This is a genomic window from Nocardioides sp. NPDC006273 (assembly GCF_040613495.1).
Taxonomy (GTDB): domain Bacteria; phylum Actinomycetota; class Actinomycetes; order Propionibacteriales; family Nocardioidaceae; genus Nocardioides.
The window spans coordinates 48,619-63,127 of record NZ_JBEXSD010000015.1 but is presented as its reverse complement, the minus strand read 5'-3'; the positions used below and the strand labels follow the sequence as shown (position 1 = coordinate 63,127).

The 14,509-nt window shown below is 66.0% G+C and carries 13 protein-coding genes; 3 read left to right on the top strand and 10 right to left on the bottom strand.

The annotated features are described in order from the left end of the window. Positions 1-11 precede the first annotated feature (11 nt). Both ABZZ22_RS09175 and ABZZ22_RS09170 read right to left on the bottom strand, forming a co-directional pair. On the bottom strand, positions 12-647 hold the full coding sequence (locus ABZZ22_RS09175; RefSeq protein ID WP_354929620.1) for a transcriptional regulator: 636 nt from the start codon (positions 645-647) through the stop codon (positions 12-14). Positions 648-1,251: 604 nt separating this feature from the next. Further along, positions 1,252-1,962: a hypothetical protein gene (locus ABZZ22_RS09170; RefSeq protein WP_354929617.1), complete on the bottom strand. Its 711-nt coding sequence runs from the start codon at positions 1,960-1,962 to the stop codon at positions 1,252-1,254. Positions 1,963-2,385: 423 nt separating this feature from the next. Here ABZZ22_RS09170 and ABZZ22_RS09165 point away from each other — a divergent pair, with 423 nt between their 5' ends. Further along, positions 2,386-2,826, top strand: a complete 441-nt coding sequence (locus tag ABZZ22_RS09165; protein ID WP_354929614.1) for a DUF3592 domain-containing protein — start codon at positions 2,386-2,388, stop codon at positions 2,824-2,826. Positions 2,827-3,320: 494 nt separating this feature from the next. Here ABZZ22_RS09165 and ABZZ22_RS09160 read toward each other — a convergent pair whose 3' ends face one another. The 8 genes from ABZZ22_RS09160 to ABZZ22_RS09125 form a co-directional block, all read right to left on the bottom strand. Next, on the bottom strand, positions 3,321-3,782 hold the full coding sequence (locus ABZZ22_RS09160) for a hypothetical protein (RefSeq protein WP_354929611.1): 462 nt from the start codon (positions 3,780-3,782) through the stop codon (positions 3,321-3,323). Continuing rightward, positions 3,779-4,396, bottom strand: coding sequence for a hypothetical protein (locus ABZZ22_RS09155; protein WP_354929608.1), 618 nt, complete (start codon positions 4,394-4,396; stop codon positions 3,779-3,781). Before ABZZ22_RS09155 ends, ABZZ22_RS09160 begins: the two co-directional genes overlap by 4 nt. Beyond that, complete coding sequence (locus ABZZ22_RS09150; protein WP_354929605.1) at positions 4,393-4,929, bottom strand: hypothetical protein; 537 nt, start codon at positions 4,927-4,929, stop codon at positions 4,393-4,395. Before ABZZ22_RS09150 ends, ABZZ22_RS09155 begins: the two co-directional genes overlap by 4 nt. Positions 4,930-5,045: 116 nt before the next feature. Next, entirely contained in the window at positions 5,046-6,236 is a 1,191-nt protein-coding gene (locus tag ABZZ22_RS09145; RefSeq protein WP_354929602.1) for a hypothetical protein, read from the bottom strand. 35 nt (positions 6,237-6,271) lie between these two features. Continuing rightward, positions 6,272-6,592, bottom strand: coding sequence for a flagellar protein FlgN (locus tag ABZZ22_RS09140; RefSeq protein ID WP_354929599.1), 321 nt, complete (start codon positions 6,590-6,592; stop codon positions 6,272-6,274). Between the two features lie 107 nt (positions 6,593-6,699). Beyond that, a complete protein-coding gene (locus tag ABZZ22_RS09135; RefSeq protein WP_141791345.1) occupies positions 6,700-6,987 on the bottom strand; it encodes a WXG100 family type VII secretion target in 288 nt (95 codons plus the stop codon). A gap of 119 nt (positions 6,988-7,106) precedes the next feature. Next, positions 7,107-11,612, bottom strand: a complete 4,506-nt coding sequence (locus tag ABZZ22_RS09130; RefSeq protein ID WP_354929596.1) for an FtsK/SpoIIIE domain-containing protein — start codon at positions 11,610-11,612, stop codon at positions 7,107-7,109. Positions 11,613-11,676: 64 nt separating this feature from the next. Next, entirely contained in the window at positions 11,677-13,065 is a 1,389-nt protein-coding gene (locus ABZZ22_RS09125; RefSeq protein WP_354929593.1) for an RDD family protein, read from the bottom strand. A 125-nt stretch (positions 13,066-13,190) separates the two neighbouring features. Between ABZZ22_RS09125 and ABZZ22_RS09120 the strand changes: the two genes are divergently transcribed. Both ABZZ22_RS09120 and ABZZ22_RS09115 read left to right on the top strand, forming a co-directional pair. Continuing rightward, positions 13,191-14,075, top strand: a complete 885-nt coding sequence (locus ABZZ22_RS09120; RefSeq protein ID WP_354929590.1) for a fused MFS/spermidine synthase — start codon at positions 13,191-13,193, stop codon at positions 14,073-14,075. Between the two features lie 193 nt (positions 14,076-14,268). Continuing rightward, a complete protein-coding gene (locus ABZZ22_RS09115) occupies positions 14,269-14,439 on the top strand; it encodes a hypothetical protein (protein WP_292651278.1) in 171 nt (56 codons plus the stop codon). Positions 14,440-14,509: the final 70 nt, after the last annotated feature.

Genomic DNA, 14,509 nt, shown 5'->3' with positions numbered 1-14,509 from the left:
GTTGTCGTGAGTCAGCCGGCGGGGATCTCCACCTGCTCCTTGAACTCGGCGATGGTCTTGTCCGAGCCGATCACCTTCGCGCCGGAACGCTCGTACTCGACGACGTACGTGTCGGCCTTCTCGTCCACCTCGTAGGCGATCCATCCGGTGTGCTCACCGCCGTCGCGGCGCGCCACGTCCTCGAACGGCGTACGCTTCGCAGCGGTCAGCTCCGCGGCCACCTCGTCGGTGTCGGGTGACCAGAAGTCCGCCCCGTTGTCCCAGGAGATCTGGAAGTTCCCGTCCTGGATCAGGCCGCCGAACTCCTTCCCGGGAGTGACCTTGACCTGGAGCAGCACGATCTCCCCGCCTTCGGCGATGAGCTCGGCCTCCTCCGTCGACTGGAAGTCCCGTACGGCGGAGATGACCTCGATCGTGTCGCCCATGTCGGGGTCCTCGAGCGTCTTCCCGATCTTCACCTCGACCTCGTCGCCTGCGGGCGCTGCCGCGGAGGATGCGGACTCGGACGCCGACGCACTCGTCTCGGTCTCGACCGCAGCGTCGTCCTTGCTGTCATCGGAGCCGCAGGCGGTCAACGTGAGCGCCAGGCCGAGGCTGAGGCCGCCGGCGGCCAGTCGAGCGGTCCGGACGGTGGTGCGAGTGCGCATGAAGAGTCCCTTCAACAAGTGGCTGTTCCCGAGATCGAGAGGTATGCGTCACCTTGGCAAGCCCGCCCCGCGCCGGTCGATCTTTACTTCGGCGTGTCGCATGGTGATGTCCGCTACACCGTCGTCGCCGGCGTTCCGACGCCTCACGTGGAGGAACAAGATCTCGGCTCATGCGGTCACGAACCAGTCCGCGTCTAGCTACTCGCCCGCCTTGGCAATCCACTCCGGGTTGATCGCCAGCGCGGTGATCTGGACGTCCTTGGTGGGAAATCGACGTCCTTCAGGGCCGCCTCGAGCGACGCGGACGATTTCCAGGTGGCCAGATCGGAACGCACCAGGCTCACGTCCGTCAGCTCTGTCCAGACACGAGTTGGAAACGGTCTTGGCTCCCAGGAGACATACGCCGCACACGGTGGATCTGGCCTGCTCCTCGCAGCCGGCGGCCTCGTCATGCTCGCCGCGTCTTTCGCCCTCAACTGGCACTTCGACACCGGCACCCGGGACCTCCGCAACGCCCTCATCCGCCGCGGGCCCGTACGCGCCCCGAAGGGGGAAGCGCTACCGCCTCGCCGCCAGCTACAACCGCCGTGGCAAACAGACCAGCTCACCCACAAGCTGACTCGCCCTCCCATAGCGGCGCTGCGTCGTACCTGTCGAAGTCCTTGTACGCCACGACGCTTCTCGACCGCAGGACCTTCAGAGCGCGGTGCCTGGACTTTTTGAGCACCTCGATCTCCTCGGCGGAGAGCGCGTCGAGATCGACGACAGGCGGCTTCGTCCTGTTGTAGAAGCGGTAGCAGCAGACGATCACCGCGACCACCAGTGCCAGGCACATCCACACTGGCACCACCATCGGCAATCGAGGATAGATCTCCGCGTCGACGCGGTAGACCATGACGAGCGTGGCAATGACCGGAGCCGCAATCAAGACTGAGATGGCGAATGGCGTCCGCGGCCATTGTCGGTGCGGCTGCAGCATCCAGGGCACGAAGAAGTAGAGCAGAGCCAGGCCACCCATGGCCGACCCAGCGCTGGCCCACCCGATCAGGAACGTCTCGCTGTAACCTTGCGACCCACCTCCCGCGAAGAGGATGGTCATGATGAGCGGACCACCAAGCAGTAGCGCAACGATCCATGGGAGCACTTTCGCCCCCACCCTTATCGCTACCGGCCGCCGCTCCCGTCGGGATGCCTCATGCAGCTCGATGAACGCAAAATCACGAACTACTTGATTGAGCTCCTCGAGATCGAACCCCTGGAACCCATATCGCCCGGTAGCCCACTCCTCAGGCGACAGCGCAGCAGCCTTCGGCACTACTCAACCTCCATCCGTCGCAGTGTGCCGTGACGAGCCGCCCGAAGCACGCTCGGCAACGTCATGTTCTTGGTCACTCACCCTGCTTGTCACTTGCATCGAAACTCCCGCCAGCCGACACGCCTCGCTCCGTTCGTCGTACATTGCAGCTCGAACCTTTGCTGTGCCAAGTCGTCGAACCCGGCGACGGCATCGACCGCTGGTGTCGGGTCTGCGGTTACCGAAGGCCTCGCTCGGGGCGCAGTGGTCCGTCGACTGGCCCACCTCACCGTAGCCACGGTCGCGGCCGGGCTCAGGGTCGTGTGAAGCACGGCCAACAACGCCATCCGCGCCGAAGGAAAACGCTACATGACCTGCTGAACAGGTACGGCCGAACGGTCCACTAGAGTGTGGGCCCGATCGCCTTGGGGATACGGAGATCTGATGAGCACTGGCGCTATCGCCGCACTGCTAGTCGGCGTTGCCCTGCTGATCCTCCCGGCTTGGCTGGCCTGGTACCTGGCACGCCGCCAGCGGCGTGTGCTGGCCTGGCCCCACGCCCAGGCGACCATCCGCAGCGCTCATAAAGAGACTTACCGGTCCTCGTTCATCGAGTCGAGCACGACGGAGACGTACGTCCACGCCCGCTACGAGTACCGGGACGCCGCTGGCGTCCAGCACGTCGGTGAGGTCGACCATCTCCACGACGGGAAGGTTGGCGACATCATCGAGATCATGTACGACCCCGCCGACCCCGACTCCAGCGCCATTGTCCACGGTGGCTCCGTTGGCGGTCGCATCATCAACTACGGCGCAATCTTCATGATCTTCGGCGGCGGCGGTATCTTCCTCATCTTGGCATCCCTCGGCGTCGTCTCGATGTAGGGGCACCGACGCTACGGCACCCGCCGCGGGGATCCGTGCAGGACAATGTACCGTCGTTGCCCCTGTTCGTGCCGACGTCTCGGCCGGTGACTAGGGTGTAGCCCTCGGCCCTCGGCCCTCGGGCTGAATCGCCCCAGGTTTCATGGACTCTCGGTTACTTGGATCCGGCCCCAGTGAGGACCGGGTTTCAGGGTACTGGTTGGTGTCGGTGGTCTCTCGGTAGGACGCCTCGTGCTCGGCTGGTGGGACGTGACCGATCTCGCCGTGGAGTCGTTCCGTGGGATGAACGCCTCCATTAGACCGGGGCGATTCACCCCAACGGTCCCCGAGATTCCGAGCGGCAACACCGTACGGGTCCTAGCCATGCTGCGCCCCACTGCCCCGCCGATCGAATGGACCTTCGCCCGCGGCGCCGCGACCTGGCATGACAAACGGGCGGGGGCCCTCGTGCTTCTGCACGAAGGCCCCGGCCCACACCGCTTGAAGGATCGTCCCTAGCCCTGAAACTCGCGCTTACGTCCGAGCAACGCGAACCACAACACCAATCCAGCCACACCGGCGACCAAGAACCAGACCTCGGCGACCACTGTCATCAGTGAGCCTTCACCGAGGCTCGGTACTCCGATCACGACCCGGACCAGCGCACCAAGCGAAAGGACCAGCAGGATCGCGCGCTTGACCGGAGCCCAGCGCCCCACAATGACGGATGGCTGGCTATCGGATAGGTGCCCGATCAGCCCGCCCACGATGAGCAAAAGAATCCCGAACACAATACTCAAGATGACGGTGGGAGCATCTGGGGTGTCAAGCCCGGAGACGGACGGCACCACCGTCACGGTGAAGGACTGGATCCACAGCACATGCAGCAATCCAAAGACCACACACCAGATGGACAGCCACTGGCCGACCTTTTTCTGGACCTTTCGATTCTGAATTTTTCGACTATCCGTTTTCAATTCTTGGAATCTCTCCAGCGTAGCGAGGAAATACATAGATCTATCAGCGACTTCTGCCCGGCAGTCCACTCCGGGTTCTCGTCCCGGGGGAGGCTGATCAGCGACGCCACGAACTCGACAGCGCGCTTACGCGAACTACCAGGAATAGGGCTCAGGTACGTGACGGAGTTGTTGATGAACTCCTGGCCTTCGACACGGACGGCCGTCCTCTCCTCGTAACGAAGAATCCGCGGATCACCGAACAACTGCTCCGCACTTCGCTGATCGATCAGCGACCGGACGTACGAATCGAGCGATGCTCCACCCTCTGCTCGCTTGATCCTGGCGATGATCGATGCCGGCATGAGGAAGGTGCCTTCCGGTGCATCGACCGGGGCGTAGAACCCGACCGCCCCGCTCTGCTTCATCCCTTCGAACGCCTCCGCGACAAGGCGCTTCATGCTGGTGTACATCGCCGGCTGATGAGCCCGCATGAACTGCGTCTTCAGGCTCTCCAGCATCGAATCCATGCTCTCGGACGTGACGTCGCGTTTGGACCACCCCTCAGGAACATCGATCACGAAGTCGGGGTCCTTCGCCATCCCGAGCTGTTCGCGCAATCCCATCGAACTCATGACGTCTCGACCTCCCACGAATCCTCAGCCATGCCGTCAGGCACAACCCCAACAAAGACGGACCCGTCAGGTCGCTCGACCCAGATCGTGTCCATGAGTGTCTGCAACCCCGGGAGGACGTTCGCGAGCACTGCCCCGAAGGTCGGTTCAACCGTCAGCACGACGGCCGCAGTGCCGTCATAGAAGATCAGATCGATGGCCTGGATGTCAGTGGCACTGCCCTCAGACTCGATGCGCGTCTGTGGCGTGAACTGAAGACCGGCGCCCAAGTGCTTGCTCTCGATCACATGCAACGCAGCGCCATCCTTCGACCCCCACGTCGGCACCGAGTCACTCGTCAGGAGCATCACCCGGCACATCACGGCGACCGGGCCGAGCACGGGCCAGACCTGGAAAGTGGCCGCAGCATCCATGAGTTGGGCCTCGTCGAACGCCCGGCCCAGGAGATCGCGCACATCGTCAGGGGAGGTCGGCACACCGTCCCACCGCTCCACACCGACAACGGCACCCAGCGCTGACTCAGCCTGCCGCACCCATTCGGCCTTCTCCTCTGGGGAGATGTCGGCTTGAATCGGGAACCAGCCAGGGGCCGAGAAGTCGTCCAGCCCTCGCACTGTCCAGATCTGACCCGGGGAGTTGGTCACCATCATCAGAAGACCACACCCAAGCCCTGATCGATCGCTTCAGGAAGCTTGATATTGGGCATCCCTAGGTTTCCGACCCACCCATTGAGCGAGTTCAGGTTGCCGACACCAGTCGAGACACCCTGCACGATGCCCATATGTGCGACGCGTTCGGCGAGGCCGAAGGACAACTGGCTAGTCGTGTACAGGCGAAGATTGTCGTCAACCACGCCCGTGAGTCCCCTGGCGCTACCCGTGCCCAAGAATTTTCCGACCGCGCTCAGCCCGCCTGAACGCCATGCGCCGACGATGCTGTCGTCGGCGATACTCAACAGTGGCTTTCCGATAGCGCCAGACCCCGAGAACATTCCCTTGAAGGCTGCGACGCCTCCCAATTTGGTGCCGTGACCAAATCTCGACAGGTTCCCGAGTTTCCCGACCGGAATGATGGTTAATGCGGCTAGTGCTAGATCACCCCAGTTAGCTTCGCCATTCGCCATCTGCATGGCGGTCACGGCCGTGGCAGCCACTCCGATCGCAACACCGAGCCAGATAAGAGCGCCGATCCCGGTGAACAGGGCGGCGATCGCAACGATCGTCCCAACGACCTTCAGTACATCGGCCCAGTCTGACCAGGCGCTGTCCTCGATGCTGCCCGCGGTCTTGTCCTCGATACCGTTTGCTGCCGCCTCGAAGGCGTTTTCCCAGGTGTCGTAGTGCGTGTCGAACTCAGTCGCTTTCTCGACGAAGTCTTGGTAGGCCTGGGCCTTCGCCTGATTCTCAGCAGCCTCTTCCTTGTCGGTGCCGCCGATTCCGAGCAGGCCGCCTTCTTCCTCGGTCTGGCTGTCGTCTTTGTCCCCCGGCAGGGAGATGTACTGGCTGTACTTGTCCTGCGCTTCGGTCACAGCCGTCTGGATCTTCGGCTGAACATCCTCGAGGGCGTCGCCGTAGGCCTTGATCACCGGACCGACCGGCTTGTAGAGCTCCCCAGCCTGCTTGAGCGTCTCGTGGGAGTCGCCGATCGAGTCACGAAGGGCATTGATGGCTTTGCCCTTCATCGACTCGCCACCCAAGGCGTTGTCGGCGATGTTCTGCAAGACGAGGGCGCTGTTGAGCATCATGTCGCCGAGCTCTTCGATCTTCGTGCCGCGCTTGCTGATTGCCCCGGGCTCACCGTCGACGGGCCTGATCGTGCGTCCCTTGGGGGACGGTTCCATAAATGTCACTGTCGTCTCCTACCCGCTCAGCCGGCCTAGGCCCCGGCCTTCTCGGCCTTTACCTCTGGGACGGACAGCTGGATCGCGGTGTCGGTGTCCCACTTCTCAACGTTCTCGATCACGCCCTTGATGTGCTCGAGAACGTCGTTGAGGCTGTCCTTGAGCTCGTCGCGCTTGTGATTCCACCGGTCCTCGAAATCTTCCGCGGCCTCGCGGAGCTCGTTGCGCCCATAAGGGTCGCCGATGGCATCTTCGAGGTCGTCCGCGTTGTTCTCTGCGTCCTCGAACTCTTTGGTGATCTTGCCGAGCTCGTCCTTGACGGTGTTGAGCTGAGCGAGGTCGATGTAAAAGTCCATACGAAAGGTCTGCTTCTCCCTAGACGAAACAGTGGGCTGGTACGAAATCCGTTTCTATGGCAGGGCGCAGACGTGATCGCCTGCGCCCCACCATAGAACCCGGCGGATCAGCCGCCGGCGAGCTGCGAGTCCAGGTCCTGGATCGCGGTGGCCATGTCACGCAGAGCCTGAGCCATGTCCTCGACACCAGCGATGGCGTCCTTCAGACCCGTGGTCATCTCCGAGTAGCCGTCCTGGAACTTGCCCGACGCCTTCTCCGTCTTGAACCCGTCCTGAACGAGCTCGTCGACGTAACCCTGGCACTCGTCCAGCGCGGACTCGATCGTGTCCTTGCCCTGGTCGAGCTTGTCGGCGGTGCCGGTCATCTCGTCGTATGTTGCCCCGAAGTCACTCATCGATCATTCCCTTTCCCGCAGTTTTCATTTCAAGACGCCCCGTCAGCGGACGCGCCGGTGGCAACCGTAGGCCACTCTCTTCTTCCCTGTGAAGGGTAAAAACGGATTCGTTGCCTCGTTCATACGTCGTTCTCGTTGTCGCTCGCCAGAGGCATCTGCATGGTCACTGTCCGACCGGCCTGGACGAAGATTCCACGACCCGCTGGGAAGTCGGTGCGCTTGAGCTTTCCGAACGGAACCTTGAACAGCGTGTCGCCGTCGTAGGTGTCCGGTTTGAGCACGATTCCCTGGCGGGCGGCCTTCCACTCACCCATGACACCCGAGCCGCCGCCGGCGCGGGTGACGTCGGCGTCGCCGACGAAGAGGTGGTCGGAGTTGTTGATCGCCTGCAGCAGGGCCCGCATCGGGCGGTCGGCGGGACCGTCCGCCAGATGAGTCATGTCCTCGGCGACGATCATGATGCGACCGGGGAAGGACTCGTCGGCGACGATCTCGGCGAGCTCGGTGACGAGCGTCTTCTCGTCGTCGGGGCGGGTGGCGCTGCGCACCCAGGGCCGGAAGTCGCCGAGCATGGCGCGACGGCTGCCGAGGTGGAACAGCTTCACCTCGGGGTCGAAGCGCTCCATGGACTCCACGAGCGCCTTGAGTACGTTGGTCTTGCCGGACTGCGGCGGGCCGGTGACGATGAACGAACCGATCGGCTCGAAGCCGCGAGGCGCCAGGGTGTCGTCGGCGATGCCGAAGACGGGCTGGCCGTCGACCTGCGCGGGAAGGGACCGGCTGGAGACCTTCGTGGGCAGGGCGCCGATCTCGCCGACCTCGGGAGCACCCTGAGCACGCAGCTGGGCGACGAGCTCGTCGAGAGCCTTGGTCTGCTCGGCGACGTTGGTCGTGCCGCCCAGGACGGCGAGCTGCACCTCGGCCTTGTCGACGACGGCACGGCCGGGCGCCGACTGCTCGTTGAGCACGTCCTTGGGAGCTCCGACCAGGACGTACTGGCTCGGGTCGGAGAGTCGCATGACGACGCGGCGCGGGATGTTGGCGAAGACCGCGGTCGGCACCGAGCCGCTGCGGTCGGCGGTGATCACCGCGTGGACGCCGAGCGGGCGGCCCTCGCCGAGGACCCGCATGAAGGACTGGTAGAACGGCGCGCGGCCGGCGGCGATCTCCCACTCCTTCTTGAACTCCGGATAGTTGTCGATCAGGAGCAGGATGCGCGACATCGACGGGTCCGCGATCTCGCGGTACTCAGTGAGGTTGGCGGCCGAAGCCTTGGAGAAGAGCTCGGAGCGGCGGTCCATCTCCCGCTCGAGGGTGCGCATCAGACGCTGCAGACGCTCGGCGTCGTCGCCGTCGATGATCGAGCCGACGTGCGGAAGACGCTGGATCGCGCCGAGCGCCCCGGAGGCGAAGTCGAGACCGTAGACCTGGACCCTGCCGAGCTCCGGTCGGGCGCCGGCGGCGGTCGCGATCGTCTTCAGCATCGTCGACTTACCCGACCCCGAGGAGCCGAAGATGAGCAGCGAGCCGTCGCGGTCGGGAGCGAAGTAGATCGCGTTCTGCTGCTGCCGCTCCGGGATGTCGGCGAGCCCCAACAGGATCTGGCCGTCACCCTCCAACGGGAGGTCGCGCATGTCGACCACGGTCGCCAGGTCATCGAGCCATGGACGCCGCGGGGTCATCAGCCCGGCGCTGGCGGATGCCTTGATCAGGGTGGCCACGATCCGCTTCTGGTCGTTGGGGCCAAGGTCCTCGTCGTGCGAGTCGCTCTCCGGCGGACGCTCCGGCTCCCACTCGGTGATCGAACCGAACTTGAGCTCGGCGACCTTCACGTCGGCGGTGACCACCTCGTCGTCGCGCGTCCAACCGCCCGCATACGCCGACTGGAACGGGGTCAGCCGACCCGGCCCGGTCTTCGCGATGCCGCGGCCCGGCAGGGACGGCGGGAAGGTCCCGGCGATCGGGTCGTCGACGACATCCTTGGAGTCGGTCTCGTCGGCCATACGCAGCGCGACACGAAGGTTGGTGTTGGCCCGCAGGTTGTCCTTGATGACACCGGCCGGACGCTGCGTCGCCATGATCAGGTGGATGCCGAGCGAACGGCCTCGCTGCGCGATGTCGACGACGCCGTCGACGAACTCCGGCACCTCGCCGGCCAGAGCGGCGAACTCGTCGATCACCAGCACCAACGCGGGCGGGCACTCCGGGTCCTGCCGCTTCTCTAGCTCGAGAAGGTCCTTCGCCTTCTTCCGGTTGAAGAGGTGCTCGCGATGGTGCAGCTCGGCCTTGAGGCTGGTCAGCGCACGGCGTACGAGGTGAGGGCTCAGGTCGGTCACCAGACCGACACAGTGCGGCAGGTCGATGCAGTCGGCGAAGGCCGAGCCGCCCTTGTAGTCGACGAAGAGGAACGTCACCCGGTCCGGCGAGTGGGCCGAGGCGATGCCGAGCACCCATGCCTGCAGAAACTCGGACTTACCGGCACCGGTGGTGCCGCCGACGAGGGCGTGCGGGCCCTGCGTACGCAGGTCCAGCGTCATCGCGTCCGAGGCACCCTGGCCGATGATGGCGCGCAGGTTCCCCGCCTTCTTCAGCCGCGGCCGCGGCCGGTCGGAGCGGTCGATGATCGAGTTGTTCTGCCGCCAGCGCTCGATGATGGAGTGCGGGTCCTCGGCGACCTCGTTGCCGACCAGGGAGAGGAAACCGACCGAGTTCGGCAGGTCGGAGGAGTCGTGGACGACGGTGCTTGCGTCCACGACCGGCGCGAGCCGCTTGGCGAACATCTCCATGTAGGCGTTGGAGACACCCTCGACGGTGACGCCCTGGAAGAGGTCGCCGTTGCGGACCAGTCCGACGGTGGCGCGCTCCAGACCGTCGCTGACGTCGAGATAGCTGCGGCACACCGCCGGCAGCGCCTCGACGGTCGAGGAGAGGAACACGGCATGTACGCCGACATCGGCACCCCGCTCGAGGACCTGGACCAGGCGGGCCCGGTCCACGGGTGCGTCGTTGGTGACGAAGACGATGATCGAGACCTGGACCCGTGCGTTGGTCTCCTCGCCGGCCCGAGCGACGTCGGTGCCGTACTGCATCGGGTTCCACTTCTCCGGGAACGGGCCGCGGTGCTCTGCGGTCCGTCCGGCGCGCATGATGTATTCCTCCAGCGCGCTGAGCAGGGCGTTCGCCGTCGGCGCGGAGTCGGCCAGCGGCATGTCCTTGAAGCGGTTGGTCTCGGAGGTGGTGTGCGGCAGCCACTTGAGCCACTCGAACTCCTCGACCCAGTCGGGGTCGGCGAAGGCGACGCTGACGACCTCGTTGGGAGCGTGCAGGCCGAAGAGCTGCACCGCGATGCCGCGCATCGCGTCGGCCGCCGGACCAGCCGGACCGGCGACACCCACGGAGCCCACCGCGGGAAGCGACTCCAGCAGCGGCACGTCGTCGACGTACTTGTAGCGCTCCTTCAGACGGTCGATGCGCTCGATGTAGTCGGGCAGACCGTTCTGGGTGTCGCGCTCGGCGATCGAGTTGCGGGACAGGGCGCGCGTGGTGCCGAGGCGTACGGCCAGGAAGTTCCAGTGCTCCGGACGCCGGGTCCACAGCCGCGGGCCGAGCTGCATCGCCTGCTCGAAGACCTCCGCGACCGGCGGGACCTCCTCGTTGCGGGCGAGCTCCTCCTCGGGCTTGCTGCGGTAGAAGACCTCTTCCAGCTTCTCGAACTGCCGCTCGAAGAGCTGGATCTCGTGGTCCTGCTTCGCGCCGGCCTGGCGGTGCTGGTTGAGGTAGTTTCCGATCGCCATCATCGGCGTCATGATGACCAGCAGCAGCGCCCGGGCGCGGCCGGTCATCGCGTAGATCGAGAGCGCCATGATGATCGGCGCGATCAGCACGAACCACGGGAACAGCTTCTTCTGCATCTCGGTCGGCATCCACGGCGGCGGGTGCTCGGTGCCGGGATAGCGGACGTCGACCCGCGGGCTGCGGTTGAAGAGCAGGCCACCACCGCGCTCCAGCACCGGGTCCTCGACGGCGGAGAGGAAGTCTGCCGAGAGCTGCATGACCAGCGTGGTGCCGCCGATGACGACGGGGGTGTCCGGCGCCAGACGTACGCGGGAGACCTGGGTGCCGTCGACGACGACGCCGTTGGCCGAGTTGAGGTCGACCAGCTCGACCGAGCGGTCCACCTCGATGCGGGCGTGGCGCTTGGAGACCATCGGGTCGGCGAGCACGATCTCGTTCTCGGGGCCACGGCCGATCGAGGCGTGACCGGTGGTCAGCGGGAACGCCTGCCCCCGCACCGGACCGTCGATCGCGCGCAGTACACCGACGCTCTTGCGGCGCGAACCGGTGATCTCGTTGTCCGGGCCCATGTTGACGACCGCGGCCGCGAAGCCGGACCCGATCGGCGCATCGCCGATGGGTACGTCGGGTTCGAGGGGCTCCATCCGATCGGCGGTCGGCGGGGCGACTGCCAGCGTCAGGACGTCGTGCTCACCCGCGATCACGGAGCGCGCCGGGTCGGCGTCGGCGATGTGCCGAGCGACGTCGCCCGCCGTCGCCGTGGAGTCGGCGGTGACGATCACATCCGCAGGCGCTACACCAGGCCGATGCAGAGTGAGCTTGACCTTCATCCTTCGTTCCCCTCGTCAACGTGCCTAGAAAGCGTGCCGCGCGATCGTGCGGCGGCGGTGGCGGTCACCCGCGACGCACCAGGGCGGACCGGTCGCCGAAGCGGATCATCGCGCCGACCGGGGCGAGCACCGGCTCCCAGGCGTTCAGCCGCCGGGTGGCGCCCTCGTGGATCACCACGGTGCCGTTGGTCGAGCCTCGGTCGGTGACCTCGACACCGTCGCCGCTGGGGCGCAGGGACAGGTGGGTCTTCGAGACCGACACGTCGATGATCGAGACCGTACGCGCCCCGAGCGTGTTCTCCGTCAGGGCGGGGTCACGGCCGACCAGCACCAGGCCGGACACGGGGATCCGCTCACCGGAGTCGACCTTGAGCATGATGCCCCGAGGGCGCGCCTGCCACTGAAGCTGCTGGCCGCCGGTCGTAGGCGCAGGGGTTTGGCCCGGGGCGGGGGTCGGCATGGGATTCGGGGTGGGACTCGGGGTGGGGTTCGGCGCCGGAGTCGGGGTCGGGAGCGGGAGCGGAGCCGGCGTGGGAGTCGGAGCCGGGCTGGGAGTCGGCGTCGGAGGCGGCGGCACCGTTTGACCCTGGTTGGGCGTCACGGCGCGCGAGGGCGGGATCGCCGGCGCCACCGGCTTCGGTGCCACCGGCCCCGACTGCGGGGTCGCGAGCGCCCCGCCGGGCGAGGCCCCGGGCTCCTCAGGCCTCGCCTTCGGGCGGGAGACGCCGAGCACGCCGGCACTGACCCGGCCCGAGGGACGGTAGCTGCCGGCATCCTGCGCGTTGGGGGTGCTGAGCGAGGGCAGCGACTTCCGCTCCGCGACGGGCGCAGCCGCGACCGTCTTCCGAGCGATGCGCATCCGCTTCTCGTCGTAGGGGTCGAGACCCTCGCGCACGTCGACCATCCACATCTCGGCGACCTTGTCGTGCCAGCCGCGGCTCCGCTTCTCCTTGTCGAAGAGAGGCGAGGCCAGGAAGACGATCGGCGCGATCGGGATGATCCCGGAGCCCCACAGGACCAGTGCCCGGAGGAAAGACCGGCCGACTCCCGGTCGCTCGAGGGTCTTGACGTTGATCGAGCGGATCCCGGCGAGGGACTTTCCCAGCGTGACCCCACGGCGGCCGTGCATGACGATCTGGACGATGACGAAGATCAGGGTCAGCAGGATGGTCGTACCGCCGGCGATGGCCGCCAGCAGGAAGTCGGGGTGGCTCAGGAACCGGGCGAAGCCGAACTTTCCCTGGGCCAGCTTCAGCAGCAGCGGGAACGTGAAGACGAGGTAGGGGACCTGCAGGATCAGGTAGCAGGCGATGTCGACGGCGGCCGCGATCGCGCGACGGCCCAGCGGCGCATCCTTCAGTCCGAGCGAGGCGGCGTACGCAGGATCCGGCTTGCCATCAGCGGTGAGACCCTCGATCCGGTCGTCATTTTCGGCGACCTCCCATATCTCCACCGCAAGAGCTCCTCACGCCCGATGTCCGAGTCCCGATGTCCGAGTAACGCCGCGCATATCAACGACGCCAGCAGGCTACCGGAATGTCCCGGTCCGGGCGCGATGGTGTCTGGCAGGATCGACGTATGTCAACACCCTCGGGCACGACCGGGAGCCGTGAGCGCATCATCTTCTCGGACGGCAGCACCGCCGATCTCGTACGAAAGCCGGACGGCTGGGCCATCGATATCGACGGCGTCGCGCAGTCCCACCTCGGAGACCCCGCGCAGCCGCCGAAGCTCGCCTCGATCCGGTGGATGCTGGCTGCGCTCGGTGATCAGGCACCTCGTACGACCGCAGTCCTGGGCGGCGCGCTGCTCGCGCTCCCCCGCGCCGTCGCCCACCGGTGGCCCGCGACCACCCAGACGGTCGTCGAGCTCGAACCCGCCTTGGTCGAGCTCACCAGGTCCCGGTTCCCGTTGCCCGCCGGGATCACCATGGAGACGGCTGAGGCGCGCTCGTGGCTGGAGGCCCACCCGGGCTCGGAGCACGACGCCATCGTCATCGACATCTTCGTCGGCAACCGGATCCCGCCGGCCTTCACCTCGCTGGAGTGCATGACGGCGGCGCGGAGCGCGCTGCGCGAGGAGGGTCGGCTGGTGCTGAACTCCGTCGCCGGCCCCGAGCTGCTCTTCACCCGCCGTGAGCTCGCCACGCTGCGTACGGTCTTCGAGCATGTCGCGATGATCGTGCAGGGCTCCGCGCTCGCGGGCGCAAGGTTCGGCAACGCCACGCTGATCGCCTCGGCGCGCCCGATCGACGGCGAGGCGATCCGCTCGGCGCTGGCCGGCGACCTGTCGAAGGGCGCGCTGGTGACCGACCTCGACCCGATCATCGACGGAGCCTCCCCGATCAGCGACGCCGACCAGCTCTGGTCCCCGGAGCCGAACCTGCCCGACGCGAGCGCCGCGCTTCGGCTCCTCGAGCAGACCCGCCAGGCCGTCGACACGCTCAGATCAGCCGTGGAATGACCTTCCGCCCTCTTTGTCTAGCGAGATTCGGCCCTATCGCTCGGCAGATACCAGTGCAGGCATCGTCAGACATTTCTTTTACCGAAACCGGCTTGTAACGTTCAAACAACCTGCCGGCGACTTGCGGGCGGGATGCTCGATGCGCAGGACAAACCACGATGTAGACCATCTATCCGTTGCAGGGGGGACCTCGATGGAAACACTCACCGCGACAAAGCCTGAGGCGAACAGCTCCACGAAGCAGCACAGCCTCAAGTTCCGGCACGCCAGTGCCCTGACCAAGCTCATGGACGAGCGACAGGACCTGCGCGGTGTTCACGTGTTCGCCGACTTCGTCGACGACTCGGTGCGCTGGTCCGCATGACCGGCGTCTGAAGATCCTTTGCGTAAGGCCCGGCCGATGACGGCCGGGCCTTCGCGCTCTTCTGGGGTCG

Coding starts and splice junctions, on each gene's coding strand:
- ABZZ22_RS09175 (WP_354929620.1), bottom strand. CDS start 647: ATGCGCACTCGCACCACCGTCCGGACCGCTCGACTGGCCGCCGGCGGC.
- ABZZ22_RS09165 (WP_354929614.1), top strand. CDS start 2,386: ATGAGCACTGGCGCTATCGCCGCACTGCTAGTCGGCGTTGCCCTGCTG.
- ABZZ22_RS09155 (WP_354929608.1), bottom strand. CDS start 4,396: ATGAGTTCGATGGGATTGCGCGAACAGCTCGGGATGGCGAAGGACCCC.
- ABZZ22_RS09145 (WP_354929602.1), bottom strand. CDS start 6,236: ATGGAACCGTCCCCCAAGGGACGCACGATCAGGCCCGTCGACGGTGAG.
- ABZZ22_RS09140 (WP_354929599.1), bottom strand. CDS start 6,592: ATGGACTTTTACATCGACCTCGCTCAGCTCAACACCGTCAAGGACGAG.
- ABZZ22_RS09135 (WP_141791345.1), bottom strand. CDS start 6,987: ATGAGTGACTTCGGGGCAACATACGACGAGATGACCGGCACCGCCGAC.
- ABZZ22_RS09130 (WP_354929596.1), bottom strand. CDS start 11,612: ATGAAGGTCAAGCTCACTCTGCATCGGCCTGGTGTAGCGCCTGCGGAT.
- ABZZ22_RS09120 (WP_354929590.1), top strand. CDS start 13,191: ATGTCAACACCCTCGGGCACGACCGGGAGCCGTGAGCGCATCATCTTC.
- ABZZ22_RS09115 (WP_292651278.1), top strand. CDS start 14,269: ATGGAAACACTCACCGCGACAAAGCCTGAGGCGAACAGCTCCACGAAG.